Origin of the sequence: Agathobacter rectalis ATCC 33656 (assembly GCF_000020605.1) — a bacterium.
Taxonomy (GTDB): Bacteria; Bacillota; Clostridia; order Lachnospirales; family Lachnospiraceae; genus Roseburia; species Roseburia rectalis.
In genome coordinates this window covers 118,854-136,422 of the sequence record NC_012781.1, presented here as the reverse complement: position 1 = coordinate 136,422, position 17,569 = coordinate 118,854, and the positions used below count along the sequence as shown (strand labels likewise).

General features: G+C 40.2%; 17 protein-coding genes and 1 pseudogene. 5 read left to right on the top strand and 13 right to left on the bottom strand.

Annotated elements, in window-relative coordinates; all coding sequences use genetic code 11:
- Nucleotides 1-12 precede the first annotated feature (12 nt).
- Nucleotides 13-1,134, bottom strand: a complete 1,122-nt coding sequence (locus tag EUBREC_RS00655) for a hypothetical protein (protein WP_012741069.1) — start codon at nucleotides 1,132-1,134, stop codon at nucleotides 13-15.
- Between the two features lie 637 nt (nucleotides 1,135-1,771).
- Here EUBREC_RS00655 and EUBREC_RS00650 point away from each other — a divergent pair.
- The 3 genes and pseudogenes from EUBREC_RS00650 to EUBREC_RS00645 all read left to right on the top strand — a co-directional run bounded on the left by EUBREC_RS00650 (nucleotide 1,772) and on the right by EUBREC_RS00645 (nucleotide 3,265).
- The gene (locus tag EUBREC_RS00650; RefSeq protein ID WP_015517623.1) at nucleotides 1,772-2,452 is read left to right on the top strand and encodes a DUF6619 domain-containing protein; all 681 of its coding nucleotides are present in this window, start codon (nucleotides 1,772-1,774) and stop codon (nucleotides 2,450-2,452) included.
- Between the two features lie 319 nt (nucleotides 2,453-2,771).
- A pseudogene (locus EUBREC_RS16785) lies at nucleotides 2,772-2,912 on the top strand (site-specific integrase); the annotation flags it as partial.
- 134 nt (nucleotides 2,913-3,046) lie between these two features.
- Nucleotides 3,047-3,265: a 3H domain-containing protein gene (locus EUBREC_RS00645; RefSeq protein WP_012741066.1), complete on the top strand. Its 219-nt coding sequence runs from the start codon at nucleotides 3,047-3,049 to the stop codon at nucleotides 3,263-3,265.
- 32 nt (nucleotides 3,266-3,297) lie between these two features.
- Here EUBREC_RS00645 and EUBREC_RS17410 read toward each other — a convergent pair whose 3' ends face one another.
- The 6 genes from EUBREC_RS17410 to EUBREC_RS00615 all read right to left on the bottom strand — a co-directional run bounded on the left by EUBREC_RS17410 (nucleotide 3,298) and on the right by EUBREC_RS00615 (nucleotide 10,982).
- Nucleotides 3,298-5,304, bottom strand: coding sequence for a phosphotransferase (locus EUBREC_RS17410; RefSeq protein ID WP_012741065.1), 2,007 nt, complete (start codon nucleotides 5,302-5,304; stop codon nucleotides 3,298-3,300).
- A gap of 18 nt (nucleotides 5,305-5,322) precedes the next feature.
- Nucleotides 5,323-7,488: a 1,3-beta-galactosyl-N-acetylhexosamine phosphorylase gene (gene gnpA / locus EUBREC_RS00635; RefSeq protein ID WP_012741064.1), complete on the bottom strand. Its 2,166-nt coding sequence runs from the start codon at nucleotides 7,486-7,488 to the stop codon at nucleotides 5,323-5,325.
- Nucleotides 7,489-7,519: 31 nt separating this feature from the next.
- The gene (locus EUBREC_RS00630; protein ID WP_330367733.1) at nucleotides 7,520-7,723 is read right to left on the bottom strand and encodes a DUF6903 family protein; all 204 of its coding nucleotides are present in this window, start codon (nucleotides 7,721-7,723) and stop codon (nucleotides 7,520-7,522) included.
- Between the two features lie 17 nt (nucleotides 7,724-7,740).
- Nucleotides 7,741-8,631: a carbohydrate ABC transporter permease gene (locus EUBREC_RS00625; RefSeq protein ID WP_012741062.1), complete on the bottom strand. Its 891-nt coding sequence runs from the start codon at nucleotides 8,629-8,631 to the stop codon at nucleotides 7,741-7,743.
- An 11-nt stretch (nucleotides 8,632-8,642) separates the two neighbouring features.
- A complete protein-coding gene (locus EUBREC_RS00620; RefSeq protein WP_012741061.1) occupies nucleotides 8,643-9,527 on the bottom strand; it encodes a carbohydrate ABC transporter permease in 885 nt (294 codons plus the stop codon).
- A gap of 108 nt (nucleotides 9,528-9,635) precedes the next feature.
- Entirely contained in the window at nucleotides 9,636-10,982 is a 1,347-nt protein-coding gene (locus EUBREC_RS00615; protein ID WP_012741060.1) for a carbohydrate ABC transporter substrate-binding protein, read from the bottom strand.
- A 237-nt stretch (nucleotides 10,983-11,219) separates the two neighbouring features.
- On the opposite strand from EUBREC_RS00615, the gene EUBREC_RS00610 reads away from it, so the two are divergent.
- Nucleotides 11,220-12,050, top strand: a complete 831-nt coding sequence (locus tag EUBREC_RS00610; RefSeq protein ID WP_012741058.1) for a helix-turn-helix transcriptional regulator — start codon at nucleotides 11,220-11,222, stop codon at nucleotides 12,048-12,050.
- A gap of 180 nt (nucleotides 12,051-12,230) precedes the next feature.
- Here the strand turns inward: EUBREC_RS00610 and EUBREC_RS18345 are convergent, their stop codons facing one another.
- From EUBREC_RS18345 to EUBREC_RS00595, 4 genes are all read right to left on the bottom strand, one after another.
- Nucleotides 12,231-12,380: an ATP synthase delta/epsilon chain alpha-helix domain-containing protein gene (locus EUBREC_RS18345; RefSeq protein ID WP_012741056.1), complete on the bottom strand. Its 150-nt coding sequence runs from the start codon at nucleotides 12,378-12,380 to the stop codon at nucleotides 12,231-12,233.
- A 78-nt stretch (nucleotides 12,381-12,458) separates the two neighbouring features.
- On the bottom strand, nucleotides 12,459-12,605 hold the full coding sequence (locus tag EUBREC_RS17635; protein WP_012741055.1) for a hypothetical protein: 147 nt from the start codon (nucleotides 12,603-12,605) through the stop codon (nucleotides 12,459-12,461).
- Between the two features lie 48 nt (nucleotides 12,606-12,653).
- Nucleotides 12,654-14,243, bottom strand: coding sequence for an AAA family ATPase (locus EUBREC_RS00600; RefSeq protein ID WP_015517615.1), 1,590 nt, complete (start codon nucleotides 14,241-14,243; stop codon nucleotides 12,654-12,656).
- 103 nt (nucleotides 14,244-14,346) lie between these two features.
- The gene (locus tag EUBREC_RS00595; protein ID WP_158555584.1) at nucleotides 14,347-14,640 is read right to left on the bottom strand and encodes a winged helix-turn-helix domain-containing protein; all 294 of its coding nucleotides are present in this window, start codon (nucleotides 14,638-14,640) and stop codon (nucleotides 14,347-14,349) included.
- 422 nt (nucleotides 14,641-15,062) lie between these two features.
- Between EUBREC_RS00595 and EUBREC_RS00590 the strand changes: the two genes are divergently transcribed.
- Entirely contained in the window at nucleotides 15,063-15,626 is a 564-nt protein-coding gene (locus EUBREC_RS00590; RefSeq protein WP_049757177.1) for a hypothetical protein, read from the top strand.
- Between the two features lie 109 nt (nucleotides 15,627-15,735).
- Here EUBREC_RS00590 and atpC read toward each other — a convergent pair whose 3' ends face one another.
- On the bottom strand, nucleotides 15,736-16,143 hold the full coding sequence (atpC, locus tag EUBREC_RS00585) for an ATP synthase F1 subunit epsilon (protein ID WP_012741051.1): 408 nt from the start codon (nucleotides 16,141-16,143) through the stop codon (nucleotides 15,736-15,738).
- 14 nt (nucleotides 16,144-16,157) lie between these two features.
- Complete coding sequence (atpD, locus tag EUBREC_RS00580) at nucleotides 16,158-17,549, bottom strand: F0F1 ATP synthase subunit beta (RefSeq protein WP_012741050.1); 1,392 nt, start codon at nucleotides 17,547-17,549, stop codon at nucleotides 16,158-16,160.
- Nucleotides 17,550-17,569: the final 20 nt, after the last annotated feature.

Here is a 17,569-nt window from a genome sequence, read left to right as displayed (position 1 = left end):
GCTCATCCATGACTAATTGACCTTGCGCTCTATATCAATGATGTTATTCTCTATGATATTGTTTTCTGTAATGTTGTTATCTATGCTCTCTGCCGAAGAGGTGCTTTCACTCTCCTGCTCTTTCGGTGTAAATCTTCTCACCTTATCCATGAGCTGAGTCTTCTTCAGCTCATGCTTAAGCTCAACACGCTCACTCTTCTGCTGTCGTTTTTTCTCCTTAAGCTCGTACCTGGCCTGCTTCTTTGCGAGCTTATTCTGCCTCTTCTGCTCCTTTATGGCAGCCTTTGTCTCTCTTTTGGCCTGCTTTGCCGCAAGCTTTGCTTCTTTTGCTTCGTTCTTTATGCGGCTCTTTTTGTTCTTCTTGACACTCTTTTTAGCCACCTTATGTAATTCCTTGAGGTCTGACTTTGCAGCCTTTATATTTTTTCTGTCCTTGCGGTATGGATTGTGCACAAAGTATCCCACAGTGCCTATCATCATAAGAAGCAGTGCCAGCGCCTCTCCAGCCATCGTGACATACTCCAGATACTGCGGATACAGCTTGTAGCCTGCCATCTCCGCCGCTATCAGGATAAGCGGAATGAAAAACAATATATTCTTTCGCTTTTGGGACAATAACGCTCCCTCCGCACCTACACACATGAGTACATACAGGCACAGCTGTGAAGTCGGTCCATAGGCATATGCCACAATCGCAGCCATTATTACAGATATGCAAAACACTATGAATGCTTCTCCGCGGAACAGGGCATTCCTGTACTCTTTTATGCCCTCCAGCTTGTCTACCGATATGCCATGCAGTGAATATACCTGGTCTGTGATATCCTCCATGCAGTCCTCATGGTATCGCTTCAGCTCCCTGTTGCTGTTTATATCGGCATCTATGGAGCGTCTGCGCTCTGTAAGCAGCTTCTGCTCCTCCATGATCTTCTCCCATGCCTCATCCTCTGCCTCACGCTGAAGCTTCACCTGCTCGTGAATCCACTCAGCCCGCTGGATGCGCTCGCTCTCCTGAGGGATAACCATCTGCTGCGCGTCAACAGTCTGCTGCGGTGTTTGAGTCTCCTGCGTCATGCTGTTATTTTCCTTTTCTTTGTTTATCATTCCGGTTTTCTGCCTCTTTCTTCTAGACATTTTCTTCCTCTTGCAATTGTTATTTACTGCTATATATCTCTATTAAAGCATATTTCAGCGGAATTTTCCATAGAATATGCGCATGATATCCGCAAACCCTGAAATTTTTGGTGCCCGATACCATTAAATTTTTCAAATTAGAATTGAGATTTCATCTATTCCAAGTAATTTCATAATTGTTATATTTTATTATCAAATACCTCTCAAGCCCTTGAAAACACTAAGTTTATCACAGGTTAGCTTTCCCTTATTATTTCCCTTGTGTTATATCGTCCCGTCAGTGTTTACGAACTCTCATAAGGGCAAATACAAGGGTGCAGGACATCCAGTGGATGTCCGCTTTGCACCGACCGTAGCGAAGCGGAGACCAAGAAAAATCTATAAAACAGTATAACACAAAATAAAAGTGACTTGGTGAACTGATTGAAATGCTTCTGATGTTTATAACGAATGATTGATTGAATGATAAGGAGATTCTCCATCTGACCGCCCCATACAGTGAAGAACGCCGAGAGGCGGCGTGGGAGTATGCCAGAGAACACGATGCTGCCGACAGGCTGAAATGACGTGGATTTGTTCATAAGTTTGTGTTATACTTCTTTAATAATTGGGCAACAAACAGAAAATGGAGGCATCTATGAAACATAACAACCTTATAATCATGTCTGCATTAGCACTTGTGATTAGTTTAACCGGGTGCGGAAATACAAATAAGCTTTCCGAATATGACATGACCGGAATTAGTTTTATAGAATATACTGACATAGATACAGTATGCGAAGATGAAGAACTGATAACTGCTGGAAGCAATTTGCTATCTGACCAAGAGGACAATTTGCTCCTCTCCTATGTAGTAGATAGCGCTATTGAACTTTCTACCGAGCTGGGAGATTATGACCATTTGGTGTTTACAAATCCCAAATGGATTGAAAACTTTGGCGATTCTGGCAAATTAAAACCCATAGAATATAGCAGCTTATCAAAAAGTATGCAAGAGTTTTTAGACAGTCAAATGCCGATATTGACAAACGACGGAAGTGTATTGCCAGAAGGAACAGGGTTATACGAATACGAAGGTGGCGGTCTGCTTGCATTTCCTATAAATGTAACTCTTGGATCAGCGAAGCCGATAGAAGCAAAAAATCCTCTGGTTATGCTAATAGACAATCCGGCAGAAATACTGAAAGCTGATTCTTGTATGTTGCCCTTGACCTCAAGTGGAAATGTGTTGTTTTTGGATAGCGATAATTTACAACAAGCTTTTGAAAATAGTGAGCTTAAAGATTACGGAGATATTCAAAAGTTTAATAAAAAATAACATTTTACAATTACATAACCAATCCGAGAGGACAGTCGAGAAAATCGACTGTCCTTTTTCTATGCCTATGATCAGAAAGGAGCGACCACCCATGACAAAGCCAAGAGAGAAAACCCGCGAGGAGCTGCAAGCCGAGATTGAAGGCGCAAAAGATCCGCCCATAAAATAGTAGCTCTATGCGTCAGCTATTTTACGGGCGGTATTCTTTATTAAGAATGATATACTTAAACGCAAGAAGCATTTCACCAGTTCCGATTGTCTGATATCGAAAGGAGACACACGATTATGGCAAAAGGATCTGTAAGAAAAAAAGGAAAGAAATGGAGCAGCACCAAAGGATGTGCAGGAACTGTTAGGGCACTCAGATGTCAGTACCACCATGAATGTCTATGCACACTCTGCAAGAAAAGCCAAGCGGAAATCTGCAAGGTTACTTGATAAAGTGGCAGGCAATGACTAAATAAAACTTTCCCTTATTTCCCTTACAATTATCTCATAAGGGCAAAAATAAGGGAAAATACATATCGTTTCGCTAATGCACAGGCTGGAGAGCCTGTAAAATAGGGAAAGGTTTATGGTGTTGTCCTGGCAGATATGAATATCCGTACAAGACGCGATGTCAAGAAATTTTTAGAAGGACTCTCTACCGGAAGTTCCAGCCTTCTTAAGAATGTAACCGGTGGTTATCATTACCATACGATTGAAGCTGAATCCGAAGAGATTTTAGATGATATTCAAAATGAACTCGCAGAAAAAGGTTTTCTAATGCAATCAAGGCGTCAGTCCGGTATTTCCGGAACTGACGCCTTTTAAGTATTGGAAATTGTCAATGCCACTGTTTTGTCTTACATATACTTCTTCACAATATTCTCCATTACTTTCCACTTATGTTCCATATCAGAGACAAGTTTAAACTGTGTCCTTGCCCGGTCCAAATTCTGCCCCGGTCTGTGAATTTTAAAATAAATGTCTCCCTGAATATAATCCATAAGAAACCTCATTCCACATTCATAGGTCATAAGCCTAGCGCCCATCGGAAGCAGCTTTATCTCTTCCTGTGAAAGTTTTCCACCACAGCCCTCTATAAAGCCCTTCGCACATGCTTCAAAAAGCTCTAAATCGCACCACACTTTATCCAGATTTTGTTCATCCTCTAATGCTGTACTTGCTCCAATCCGCACCGCATCTCCAAAATCATTCATGGCTACCCCGGGCATTACAGTGTCCAGGTCAATCACACATATTCCTTTTTTGGTATCCTTATCCATGAGGACATTATTAATTTTTGTGTCATTATGAGTCACACGAAAACTGATTTTCCCACTTCTCAGCAAATCCTGAAAGCAGTCCACAATTTCTTCCCTGTCCAATACAAACTGAATTTCCTCCCGGACCAAATCCGCTCTGCTGCACACATCCTCTTCCACTGCCTTTTTGAATGTCTCAAATCTTTCTCTGGTATCATGAAATCCCGGAATTGTCTCATGAAGTGTTTTCGCCGGATAATCCGCTAACATACTTTGAAATCTGCCAAATGCCAGACCACCCTCATAAAGTATTTCAGGATTATCTATCAAATCATAGCTTACGGTATTTTCAATGAATACATAAGCTCTCCAATACTCACCTTCCGAGTCCACGTAATAGGGTTTCCCGTCTTTTGCAGGAATGACATTTAATGTCTCCCTCTCTGGATTTCCACCGTTAGCTGAAATTTTTCTTTTTAAGAATTCAGTGACTCCAACGATATTTTCCATTAATTCAACCGGGTTTTTAAAGATACTCTTGTTCATCTGCTGTAAAATATAATGCTTTTTTACTCCCTGTTCGTTTTCAAATGTAACACGGTAAGTATCATTAATATGTCCATTTCCCCATGGAAGTTCTTCTTTATATACACCTTCAAAACAGAAGTTTGCAGCCGCTTCTAATTTTCCGCAGAGCTGTTTTGGATAAAAATCATTCTCTTCCAGCTTTTTCACTGCTGCCATAACCATTGGTTTATCTTCCCTGTAGGTAACTCCATACCACTTTTCTGTTGTAAGAAGAACTTTTACTTCTGCTTTATTGCTATCTAACAGTCTGCTGACGACCGACGGAAGATAATATTCACATTTCAGTGGATTATGTTGCAGACCCTCCTGCAGAAAATCACGAAATCCATACGCAATCTCTGACAAAAATCCCTTGCTAAATCCCCATAAATTCATGGAAACAATCGTATCTCCTGACAAATCCGTATAACTTTTTCCATCGTCTTCCGTATATGCAGCATTCTCTCCACGTTTTACAATCGTTGTATGTTCTGTTACACTGACAAGTTTTCCATTACTATCAATATCACAGACGCCTCTTGCCACACTTCCATTCTCCGTCAAAGTATTTTTCAACTGATATCCTACCATTGCATACTGATACTTATCATTATCTTCATGCACACTCAGATAATCATAAATCTGCTTAAATGCTTCTCTTCCATAATAGTCGTCTGCATTAATCACTGCAAATGGTCCGTCAATCATATCTTTACAGCTTAAAATTGCATGCGCAGTTCCCCATGGCTTTACTCTTCCGGCCGGAACTTCAAATCCCTCCGGCAGATTTTCCAGCTCCTGAAATGCATATCTTACTTTCATAATCTTTTCTATACGATTCCCTATGACATTATGAAAATCTTCCACATTCTCTCTCTTTATTACAAAAATAACCTCTTCAAATCCTGCAAGATAAGCATCATAAATAGAAAAATCAACAATAATATGTCCATATTCATCTACTGGATCAATCTGTTTCATTCCACCGTAACGGCTTCCCATTCCGGCTGCCATAATTACAAGTACAGGTTTCTTCATCTTCTTTATACCTCCTGATTAAACAGCGTACCATTTAATCTCATTTGCCTCCATTTTCAACGCAAAACTGCTTCCATCTCCGCGATAGATAACCGTATTCTGTGGCTCGTAGGTATTATTTACAACACAGAATTTGCCATTTTTTACATATGCATGTACTTCCACATTGAAATTTGTACTAAACCACTGATGTAATAAACTTTCGCCATGTGTACTCCACAAAATACTCCGATAAAGAATTCTGCTGTTCTCAAAACTATAAGGCAGTCCGCTGATATAAACCGAGCGGCCCTCGCCAAATTCATGCACAGCCATCTGAACTTCTTTGTCCCTCTGTACCAGAATTTCTGTTCCCTCATACGCAAACATATTCTTCTTGCCCTCTCCGAAGTCAACAGGCTTTGTTGTATCTGCAAGAATAAAGTGATTTTTGTGTTCTTCCCAGTTATACTTATCGTAGTTTAAGGTAAATCCGGTTTCTTTTTCCACACCAATTAAATCGGCAAGCTGCAGATAATGTCCCTGATACTGGTGTCCTGCCGGTTCCCCGACACCGATAAATCCACCGCCCCGGTAGACAAATTCACGAATGGCTGTGGAAATAACTGCATTCTCCCAGACTGCCCCGCCGGTGTGTGCCGTATCCCCGTCCCCGACATTGATAATGACATCAATATCCTTTAATATATCCTTATCCTTTAAAATATCATCAAAGGAAATAAATTTCACATCAAACGGTGCGCCGCTTAACGCCTCGATAATTCCCGCATAACTGTAATTCTGTTTCTGATATAAGGCATGGTGTACCATATGGCAGCCCCAGCTGCGGATTTTGCCCCAGCTGTTTAAAACAGCAACCTTTTTTACACAGTACGGTGTTGTTCCTTTTGCATTCTCATACAGTTCACGGAATTCGTTGCACACGCTCTCCACATAGTCCAAAAACTCCGGGAAATCTAATGCAAGCTTTAAATATCCGCCATATCCGATACGGTCGATTGGTTTTCTTAAGATGGCACGGCGTGCTGTCACCCAGTTTTCCTTTGCTTCCTTGACAGGATCTCCGCCCTCATGGAAGGTATCCGGGAAAAAGTATGGAAGGAATCTTCCTTCTGTATATTTTACACCTTCAATATCAGAGATCAGACGAAGTGTACTTCCGTTTCCAACGCTTCCTACCACTGCGTCAAGACCGATCGTTGCAAACTCTTCCATGAATGGTTCTGTTCCGATCCAGTGATCCCCCAAAAACATCATTGCCTCTTTGCCGCATTCATGTGTGATGTCAACCATCTCTTTTGCAAGCTTTGCAACTTCCCTGCGCTGGAATGCCTGAAAATCCTTATATTCTTTACCAGGTACACGATACTGATTGTTATAATATCCCTGGTCAATGATATATTCCGGGCGGAATTTATAACCCATTTCTTTTTCAAACTGCTCTAAAATATAAGGACTTACTGACGCGGAATAACCATACCAATCCACATATTTTTCCCGCTTTAACTCGTCAAACATCAATGTAAACTGATGGAAAAACGTCGTATAGCGAATGACATTGACATATGGATGCTCCTCGCAGAATTTACGCAGGCGCTCCATGGAATATTTATGTGTTTTCGGCTGCCGTACGTCAAACGTAATCTGATGTTCGAAATCTTTCCAGTCATTTGTCACCGCATTGTACATATGTACCGGATCCCAGATAATATATGCCAGAAAGCTTACTGTATATTCATGAAACGGTTCTGCCTCATGAATACAGACGCACCCTGACTCCTCATTATATTCCCACTGTTTGGTCGATACCACCTGACCTGTGGAACGGTCAACAACCTCCCACCATCGTTTAATATCATCTCTTGTATTGACCTGCATTAACTCATCCGAAATCCCCTTCATCAGAGGAATTTGCAGTTCGCTTTCAACAGCCGTATAAAATCCACTCATAATATAACACTGCTGCACCTCATCCGGGTTCGCCTTCGCCCACTCATTATCTTTTCTCGTGGTGTAGTAAGTTGCATAAATCTTTGCCCCGGTCTTTGTCAGCTCTTCCGGGAATTCTGTTCCGTCACAATCGCGGATTGCATCTGCACCCCAGCGTTTCATTAACTCAATTGTCTCTGGAACCACATCCAGATTTGTAGGAATTGTGACACGTCCTGTATTTTTCTCACTCATTTTTCTTCCTCACTCTATTTCATCCATATAATTACTTTCTTTTCTTCTTTTCTGCAAAAGGGCAATTATAAATCCACAATGCTATTAATAAACAGATAATTCCAATAAGCATAATTCCTAAACCTGTCATTTTTCCTGTCATACCCCATCCAAAAACAGACAGGCTTATTCCGGCAATAAAAAGAGCTGCCATTAAAATTATTCTGCATTTTGTGTGCTTTTTCCAAAATTCCATTTTAATCTCCCTTCTCATCAACCCTTTAAACCACCAACAGTCATTCCCTGTGTCAGTTTATTCTGAACACATATATATAAAATTAATGTAGGAAGCATTACTATTACAAGTCCTGCATACATAATTCCATACTGTGCTGCTGACTGCTGTGCCTGCATCAGATTTAATAATCCTACCGGTAACGTTTTCGGTCCCTTTGCCGAACTCATCAGTGTCATGGAAATGATATATTCATTCCAAAAAGAAAGAAAATTAAACAAGATTATCGTAATAATAGATGGTTTTGCCATTGGAAAAATAATTTTCCACATCGTTGTACTATAACCTGCTCCATCAATATATGCCGCCTCTTCATAATCATGTGCCAATGTTGAAAAATACCCCGACAACAGATAAATTGTAAACGGAAGTGCTGTTGCAGCATATACGATTGCAAGTATAACCAGATTATTTAACAGAAAACTTTTCCCAATTACTGATTTCAGCCAATTGTCCCCATCTCGCAGCATCAAAAAAATTGGAACAACAATGTAATTCACGTTAATAAAAAGACCACCCATAAAAGCCGCATTTAAAAATTTACTTCCTTTAAATTTAAAACGTGACAAACAGTAAGCTGCCGGCAGCGCAACAATTAAAAGAATTACAAGTGCCAAAGCTGTAACCAATACGGAGTTTAACATGTAATCTCCCATTTTTGCTGTATTCCAGGCATCAATAAAGTTCTGAAAATAAAAACCCTCCGGCAAAGTCCACGGATTTCCATAAAACTCTTTATTTTGCTTAATGGATGCCATAAACACCCATGCCACCGGAATAATAATACTGACTGCAAGCATTATTAAAACTAAATAGATAAAAAATTTATACAACCGTTCCGCAGAATTCGGATTTTTTTTCTCTCTCATATTTTCTCTCCTTAAAACTCCAGTGGTTCACGCTCTGTAACTTTATTTACAAGTGCAGACAATGCAAACGAGAAAATAAATATTACAACACCTATTGCCATACTGTATCCATATAATCCGGCATCCTTCTGTCCATACATATAGCTTAGTGACACTTCAGAAGCTCCGTTTGGGCCACCTGAAGTCATAGCTTTTACAAAAAGAAATGCCATATTAATAGTAGAAATAATAAAAAATGTTAATGTTGTACGAATATTAGTCCAGATCAACGGAATTGTAATCTGAAAAAACTGAACGAGCCTGCCTGCACCATCTAATCCGGCACTTTCATACAGGCTTTTCGGCACACTCGCCATAGATGCCATGTACATGACCATATAGTAACCAATCGCCTGCCAGATCATTGCAATAATAAGACTGACGATCACAAGCGATTCACCTTTCCACAAAATCGGGTTCTCCATTTTATGAAACAGTCCGATAATACTATTTAGCATTCCGTTCTCCGGCTTATAAATTGCAGAAAAAATACCTGCAATTACTACAACCGATAAAATATTGGGAATATAAAAAATAATACGGAAAAAATTCTGTCCCCTGATTTGTTCTCTTGACAGAATGCCTGCAAAAACAAGTGCAAATGCAAAGGTAACTATTGTAACAACAACAATAAGTAAAATCATGTTTTGCATGGACCTTATAAAATTAGTATCCGATATTAATGTTTTAAAATTTTTCAGGCCAACAAATGTTTCATTCGGTGAATATGCACCTTTTTCAAATAACGACATCCGGAATACATTTAAGGTAGGCAATATCATAAACACAAAAAATAAAATTACTGCTGGTGCTATGCATACCGCCAAAAAACCGCTTCGTCCTCTGGCTTTTTTCATACTTTCACGTTCCTTTCAAACAAACCGTACTATTTAAAATTCGGCGGACAAAAATTCTGTCCGCCGACTCATTTTTACCACTATAGCATTAAGGCAAACTAAAAACTCTTATTTCAAATTCGCCCGCATCTGGTCACTTGCCGAAATAATTCCGTCAATCCATGCCTGCTCATCCATATCGCCTGATACTAATGAGTTTACCGGGTCAAAGAATACTGTTCGCACTTCCACGCCCGGAATTGCTTCAAATGCTGCGAAATTACCCATAGCTGCCTTTGCTCCATTATCATAAATAGAGTAGAACATTACGTTATCACCACTTAATTTGTCTGCAATGCCTAATACTGGCTGGATAGCTCCTGCTTTTGCAAAAATTTCACATGCTTTGTCACTGTATAAATAAGAGATAAATAATTTTGCTGCATCCTGATGCTCTGCACCAGAAGGAATCCATGCCTGCTCAAACCATGTATAACTGTATGCATCTCCGCCATCTTTTACTGCCGGAAGAGCTGTCATTCCCCACTTAAATCCATCTGCACGAGGTGCTTCTGCCATTTCTCCAACGATCCATGTTCCATTTGGCATAAAGATTGCTTTATTGTCAAGTACTAACTGCTGATTCTGTGTGAAGTCCTGATCATTTGCCTGCGCAGGTGTGACCGGATTTGTGTACTCAGCTAACTTTGCAACAATATCAAAGCATGTCTGTGCTTCCGGAGTTTCCCAGATGCCTTCCGCATAATTTGTTGCTTTATCAAAAAATTCCGGACCACCTGCTGAATACATCAGTGCGTAGAAGAATGCATCAAAATAACCTGTTGTAGGATATGTAAATAAGTAAATTCCCTCTTCTTTTGCTTTATCTCCTAATTCCCACATTTCATCCCATGTCTTTGGAACATCCCATCCTTTTTCTTCTAAAAGACCTGCATTATAAAACAGACCACATGGAGAATAAAACATTGGTGCAAGATATGTCTTTCCATCACCATAAGGATTGGTCAATGATGTGTCTGTAAATCCTCCTGCAATCTTCTCTGAAACAAGTTTGTCTTCTCCCGGAACTTTCATAGATAAAACATCTGTAATGTCAGTAATCATATGTCCCTTAATAAACTGTTCCGTCAACGCAGCTTCACGTCCCGTGGCAAGATGAATAACATCCGGGTATTCGCCTCCCTGCATGGATGGTCCAATTACATCCTCTAATTTTTTATCTGTTGTAAGTTCTACTTTAATTCCGGTTTCTTCTGTAAATGCATCTGCCACCTTCTGCCACATTTCAGAACCATAAGCTGTCTCAATAGCAGCTACACTGATTGTTGTTCCAGCTTCTTTTGTCTTGCTGGTATCTGACGCAGAATTCTCCTTTCCTGAATCTGTACCGCACCCTGCAAATAAAGATGCTACCATTACCATACTTATCATTGTACATAAAATTTTTTTCTTCATAGTAACCTCCCATTTTTGTTATTTTTTACTATAAATTCTTATGTTTCCTTCCTTACATTTGTTATTATAGAGTACGCCATCTCTTTTTCCTATCCATATATTGCTCTATATTTTATAATTCTTGCTTTATTTTAAAAATCTTGTTATTTTGTTTTTTTCATTGTATACTAAGTACAACATCGTTCCATTTTAACTAGGAAATCATTGCAATTATGACATGAAAGGAGTGTATTTTCCATGAGTAACCGCAAATTTAATCTGGATAATGAGGTACAGCCGGAAATCCATTTCCGCCTGCTTTCCATATCAGCATCCAAATTTGAAAATGACTGGACTTCGTTTCCCCACAGCCATCATTTTACGGAAATCTTCTTTATTAAAGACGGCACCGGACGCATGCTGATTGAAAATGAATCTCTTCCTGTCTCCTCAAACAGCCTTGTCGTGATCGGTGCACAGGTAACACACACAGAGTTTTCCGATCCGGAAAATCCACTGGATTATTATGTGCTCGGGGTGGAAGGATTAAAACTGAATACTGACAAAGAACCGGAATACATTCATGTCCCGGCTTCTGCAAACTCGCCTTTTATCCGCCAGTGTTTTGAAAATATCCTGCGGGAAATGCATAACAAACAGGACCGCTACGCAGAGATCTGCCAGCATTATCTGGATATTTTAATTTTATATTTCTGCCGGAAAGACCATGTATCCTATGAAGTGGTGGATGCGCAGAACAGCAGCCGCGAATGCCACAAGGTAAAACGCTTTATCGAGCACAATTACCAGAGCATGATCTCTCTGGATTCGCTTGCCGAAAACTGCAGTCTCTCAAAATATTACCTTTCACACCGTTTTGCAGAGCTGTACGGGAAATCTCCCATCGCTTACCTGAACGAAGTTCGGCTGGCGTCTGCGCGTGACCTGCTGCTCACAACCAATCACAGTATCGAAGAGATTGCCGGATGTATCGGGTTTTCCTCTACCAGCTATTTTTCGCAGTCCTTCCAGAAAAATTTTCATGAATCGCCACAGCAGTTCCGCAAATCCCACCGTGTCAGGACATGACCATGTTTCATTTTTTACATAAAAAAATAATTTTCTAAAAATTTCCCCGAAAGAATATCATATCTTTCGGGGAAACTATGCCTATCAGCCGGATTGGAAAGAGAAAAAAGAAAATAATTAATCGGTCTTATATTAAAAATCCCGGAAATCCGCTTATCTGCAGATTCCGGGATTTTATAATTACATATGATGTGCCACATCTATTCTGATAAGTGCCTTCCTGAGTGCAAACTCTGCTCTCTTCACATCAATCTCTGCTGTGTGATTTGAAAGGCGCTGCTCTGCCCGCTCCTTTGCGGCCTGTGCGCGGTCTATGGTTTTTGTATACACCAATCTCTCCGTTTTGGGTATTGAACTCGAGGAAATCTGTCGCTCCCTTGTAGAACACCCTGTCCGGTGTGATTATTTCTATGTCAAGATGCGCTCGCTCTCCTGCGGTATAACCATCTGCTGCGCGTCAACTGTCTGCTGCGGTGTTTGAGTCTCCTGCGTCATGCTGTTATTTTCCTTTTCTTTATTTATCATTCCGGTTTTCTGCCTCTTTCTTCTAGACATTTTCTTTTCCTCTTGCAGTCGTTATCCTGCTATCCAAATGTTATCTGATTATTTTTTCATGTACTCTTCTATAATACACTGATGCTTCTTTGTCTTCTTATCATAGCTTATGCCGACAAGCAAAATATTACCTGTATATTGCTCTATCGACTTCATGTATTGTTTTTCTCTTATTTGATTAATCGCTGTTTTTGCTGTCTTATTCCATTTCAGTTCAACAACCATTGCCGGATAATCTATCGCAAATTCCGGCTTAGGGATATAAACAAAATCCGCAAAACCTCTGCCTGTAGGCAATTCCCTCACCGGCTTAAAATAATAGTTCATTGCACCCAGATATGCTATAGTAAGGACGCTGCTTAGAGAATTCTCATTGTTATACTGAATACCTGACGCATACTCATCATGTATTTGTCCTATCATTTTGGCTACAATATCATTTTCCATGTCAAGTGTCGCATCCAAAAGGAAAAGCGATTCATTTTCAAATGTAATAAGCTCCTTCCATCTTGTACTCTCAACAGCGGTTGTCAGCTCCTGCCGTATCTCCTCATTTGGAATAAACGCACAACTCTTTTTCTGATCAAATCCCAGATACCCTAAATGAACAAGATATGTTAAAACATCATCTTTATTTTTAAAGCTAACCGTATCATTCATAAAACTGCCGGTGTTCACCTTTATTTCTCCACCGGACAGCATCTGAATTATTGCGGTCTTTAATCCATCAAAATCCAAATTTATAAGTGGAACTATGACATCATAAGACCCGGTCTCTGACCAATAACTCTTTAAGTCTCCCTGAAGCATGTAATTTACTACTGCACGCGGATTGTATACATGGCAATCTCCCAGCATATATCCATCATACCACCGCTCTACCTGGCTAAAATCCCTGCCATAGCGATCACATATGACTCTGACCTCATCCTCAGTAAAGCCAATATATGGTGACAAACGTCCCGCATATAACATGGTATATTCATCAAAATTATTAAGTGCCGACTGCGTCTTTAGCTTTTTTATCGGTAAAATTCCTGTGAGAAATGCAAGCTCTATATACTTTGTTGGTTCACTTCCCTTAAACATTCCGCGCAGGAAATTGATATATTCCTCCTGAACTGAGGAATTTGCTGCTTCATCACGTATCAAAACATCCCACTCATCGATTATAATTACAAATTTATTGTTCGTCATACTGTTAATAACCGATAGAGCACCATACAATGTTTTCTGATCTCTTAAATCAATATCCTTGTACAGATCTGCCAACTCTGATATAACATTTTTATTTATATATCCTGATATTCTTTCCGGCGCACCGGCATCCATTAGTATCCACTGCATATCGAGATGAATAACATCATACTTGTTGAGATATTTCTCAAAGTATTCTGTCTGTGCAATGTTATAGTTCATAAATAATTCTCTGGAATCACAGCCCTTGCTGTAATATGCTGTAAGCATATCGGCCGTAATAGATTTGCCAAACCTTCTCGGCCGGCTATTACATATATATGCCTGCTTTGTTCCAAGCACACTATTGGTAAAATCGAGCAAGCCTGTTTTGTCTATATATATCTCGGAAGCTAATGCTACCTTGAATGCACTGTTTCCAGGATTTACAAATCTCCCCATTGCGTTCATCTCCTTTACTGCTATATATCTTCTATTAAAGCATATTTTAGCGGAATTTTCCATAGAATATGCGCATGATAATAAGGTTATTTTTAAACCAACCCTATTCTCCAAAAGTATATCCTACTCCAAACACATTCCTTATGTATACAGGCTCTGTCATATTGTTCTCTATCTTTTTCCTTAATCTGTTTATCACAACCGTAACCGCATGTGTATCCACAAAATTCTCATCAATATCCCATACCTGTTCTAAAATAACTTCTTTTGTTACAATCTTTCCCTGATTTTTCGCCAAAAGTTCTAATATTTTCCATTCGCGTGATGTGAGATGCACTTCTTCTTCGCCATGCCACACACGCTTCTTATCATATTTAAGAACAATATTATTGTGCATGATATACAAATTTTTCTTTTGTATGAGTGGATTTTGATAAAAATTGACAAGGCATGATATAAATGATATAGTTGTCTTAATATTATGATAAATAAAGTTTACAGATATATATAAAGTGGTAAATTCGAAAAGATATGATATCATTAAAATTGAATGATTCACCCAAATATATAAATGCCAAGAATACACAATATTGAGTTCTTCAAAAACGGCTATTCATCAAAATGGAAAAAAATACCCTATGAAATTCGTTGGGTCCATTTGGAACTTTCAATGTGTTAATAGCCGTGATTACAATTGCACCTTTGGATTTTTCAAATTTTCTAGTGCTTTATAGAAGTCTTTCTTGTAAGGACATCTACAACATAGTTTGCGACGTATTATAGTGGGCTACGGCATAATAAGAAATGGGAGAAACTATTATGGGATTATTATATGCAATATTTTCAATTTTTATCACGCTATTTTTCCCCAAGCAAATCACGAATGTGATTTGTTATGGAAGACATCGTGATAGGGAAAATATAAAGAGCAAAAAAATATATTGTCTTATATATGTTTTTTGGACATCATTTTTTGGTTTGTTTTGTCTTATGATGGGTTCGGCATCAGGAGTAAATAATACATTTGATAGAGTTTTGGATTATTATGGATTGAATTTTGGCGAATATGATTATTTTGAGGCGGCGTCCATATATGACGAGCATGATTATAAACACGAAGGTGATTTCACTCTTGTATACTATATCAGAAAAAATGAAGATAATTTAGATGATTTAATTAAACAAATTGTTCAAGAAAATAATTCTATATACAAAAGATATCAGCTCAGTGAAATTGACGTGGTATCTGAAACGAAAGGTATTTATTACATATATGAAAAGGGGGAGGTGATTGCAAAGGTAGTAGTAGAAAACGATGGATTGTTAAAAAAAGTAAGTTATCAATGGAGCAGAGAAAAATTAGAACGAAATCTAGGAGGGTAACAGAAGTAGCAAACTTGGGAGTTGCTATCATGTCTCTATTATACCACAATGATACTTATTATTAAAAATCCCGGATATCCGCTTACCTGCAGATTCCGGGATTTTATAATTACATATGATGTGCCACATCTATTCTGATAAGTGCCTTCCTGAGTGCAAACTCCGCTCTCTTCACATCAATCTCTGCTGTGTGATTAGAAAGGCGCTGCTCTGCCCGCTCCTTTGCGGCCTGTGCGCGGTCTATGTCTATCTCATCAGGCCACTCTGCAAGCTCTGCGAGAAATGTGACCTTGTCTCCAAGTATTTCCGCAAAGCCTGAATGGATTGCGGCTATTTTCTCCTCATCGCCATTATGGATAGTCACGATTCCCGGTGCAAGCACTGTCGTGAGCGGTATATGGTTTTTGTATACACCAATCTCTCCGTTTTGGGTATTGAACTCGAGGAAATCTGTCTCTCCCTTGTAGAACACCCTGTCCGGTGTGATTATTTCTATGTCAAAAATGTTATCTGCCATGAAATCACCTCACATTACTGCATCTTGGCACGGACTTCATCTATGCTTCCAACGTTTAAGAAATAGCTCTCCGGTACATCATCATGCTTTCCTTCGAGTATCTCCTTAAATCCTCTGATGGTCTCGGCGATAGGCACATATTTGCCCTCGAGTCCTGTAAACTGTCCTGCTACGAAGAACGGCTGTGACAGGAAACGCTGCACCTTACGTGCACGGCTTACTACGAGCTTATCCTCCTCTGAGAGCTCATCCATACCGAGGATTGCGATGATATCCTGCAGCTCCTTGTACTTCTGGAGTATCTCCTGGACAGCGTGTGCCACCTCAAAATGCTCCTGTCCCACGATACGCGGATCAAGGATACGCGATGTAGATGCCAGCGGGTCTACAGCCGGATAAATACCAAGCTCTGCGATAGAACGCTCAAGTACTGTCGTGGCATCGAGGTGTGCGAAGGTAGTCGCCGGTGCCGGGTCTGTAAGGTCATCTGCAGGCACATATACGGCCTGAACCGATGTGATTGAACCGTTCTTTGTTGATGTGATACGCTCCTGAAGAGCTCCCATCTCTGTCTGCAGTGTCGGCTGGTAACCAACGGCTGAAGGCATACGTCCTAAAAGCGCTGATACCTCTGAACCTGCCTGTGTGAAACGGAAGATATTGTCCACAAAGAGAAGCACATCCTTGCCGCCTCTGTCACGGAAATACTCTGCCATTGTAAGTCCTGCCAGGGCAACTCTCATACGTGCTCCAGGTGGCTCGTTCATCTGTCCGAACACCATGGTGGTCTTGTCTATAACACCTGACTCCTTCATCTCGTAGTACAGGTCATTTCCCTCTCGTGTACGCTCTCCTACACCGGTAAATACTGAGTATCCACCATGCTGTGTAGCGATGTTGTGGATAAGCTCCTGGATGAGCACCGTCTTTCCTACTCCGGCACCTCCGAAGAGTCCGATTTTTCCACCCTTCTGGTATGGGCAGAGTAAATCTACAACCTTTATTCCTGTCTCAAGCATCTCCTGCGATGTAGCCTGCTCCTCAAAGCTAGGCGCAGGTCTGTGGATTGCCCATTTCTCCTCTGTCTGTGGAGGCTCAACCTCATCGATAGGCTCTCCGAGCACATTGAACATTCTTCCAAGTGTATTCTCCCCCACCGGCACAGAAATAGGTGCTCCTGTTGCGATAGCGTCCATGCCGCGGACGAGACCATCAGTAGGTCCCATGGCGATACATCTGACTGTATCGTCGCCCAGATGCTGTGCAACCTCAACGACCAGCTTTCCGCCGTTTTTCAGCGGCACCTCGACTGCATCGTTTATCTCAGGCAGATTACCCTCTGAAAACTTGATATCCAGAACGGCACTGATAACCTGTATGATTTTACCTACATTTTTATCTGCCATTTATAGTTTCTCCTTCTTTT

Bases quoted from the DNA above. Each gene is read 5' to 3' on its own strand.
- EUBREC_RS00630 (WP_330367733.1), bottom strand. From the start codon at position 7,723: ATGGAATTTTGGAAAAAGCACACAAAATGCAGAATAATTTTAATGGCA.
- EUBREC_RS00595 (WP_158555584.1), bottom strand. From the start codon at position 14,640: ATGCACAATAATATTGTTCTTAAATATGATAAGAAGCGTGTGTGGCAT.
- EUBREC_RS00590 (WP_049757177.1), top strand. From the start codon at position 15,063: ATGGGATTATTATATGCAATATTTTCAATTTTTATCACGCTATTTTTC.
- EUBREC_RS00655 (WP_012741069.1), bottom strand. From the start codon at position 1,134: ATGTCTAGAAGAAAGAGGCAGAAAACCGGAATGATAAACAAAGAAAAG.
- EUBREC_RS00615 (WP_012741060.1), bottom strand. From the start codon at position 10,982: ATGAAGAAAAAAATTTTATGTACAATGATAAGTATGGTAATGGTAGCA.
- EUBREC_RS00625 (WP_012741062.1), bottom strand. From the start codon at position 8,631: ATGAGAGAGAAAAAAAATCCGAATTCTGCGGAACGGTTGTATAAATTT.
- EUBREC_RS00650 (WP_015517623.1), top strand. From the start codon at position 1,772: ATGAAACATAACAACCTTATAATCATGTCTGCATTAGCACTTGTGATT.
- EUBREC_RS00610 (WP_012741058.1), top strand. From the start codon at position 11,220: ATGAGTAACCGCAAATTTAATCTGGATAATGAGGTACAGCCGGAAATC.
- EUBREC_RS00600 (WP_015517615.1), bottom strand. From the start codon at position 14,243: ATGGGGAGATTTGTAAATCCTGGAAACAGTGCATTCAAGGTAGCATTA.
- EUBREC_RS00645 (WP_012741066.1), top strand. From the start codon at position 3,047: ATGAATATCCGTACAAGACGCGATGTCAAGAAATTTTTAGAAGGACTC.
- gnpA (WP_012741064.1), bottom strand. From the start codon at position 7,488: ATGAGTGAGAAAAATACAGGACGTGTCACAATTCCTACAAATCTGGAT.
- atpC (WP_012741051.1), bottom strand. From the start codon at position 16,143: ATGGCAGATAACATTTTTGACATAGAAATAATCACACCGGACAGGGTG.
- EUBREC_RS00620 (WP_012741061.1), bottom strand. From the start codon at position 9,527: ATGAAAAAAGCCAGAGGACGAAGCGGTTTTTTGGCGGTATGCATAGCA.
- EUBREC_RS17635 (WP_012741055.1), bottom strand. From the start codon at position 12,605: ATGTCTAGAAGAAAGAGGCAGAAAACCGGAATGATAAATAAAGAAAAG.
- atpD (WP_012741050.1), bottom strand. From the start codon at position 17,549: ATGGCAGATAAAAATGTAGGTAAAATCATACAGGTTATCAGTGCCGTT.
- EUBREC_RS17410 (WP_012741065.1), bottom strand. From the start codon at position 5,304: ATGAAGAAACCTGTACTTGTAATTATGGCAGCCGGAATGGGAAGCCGT.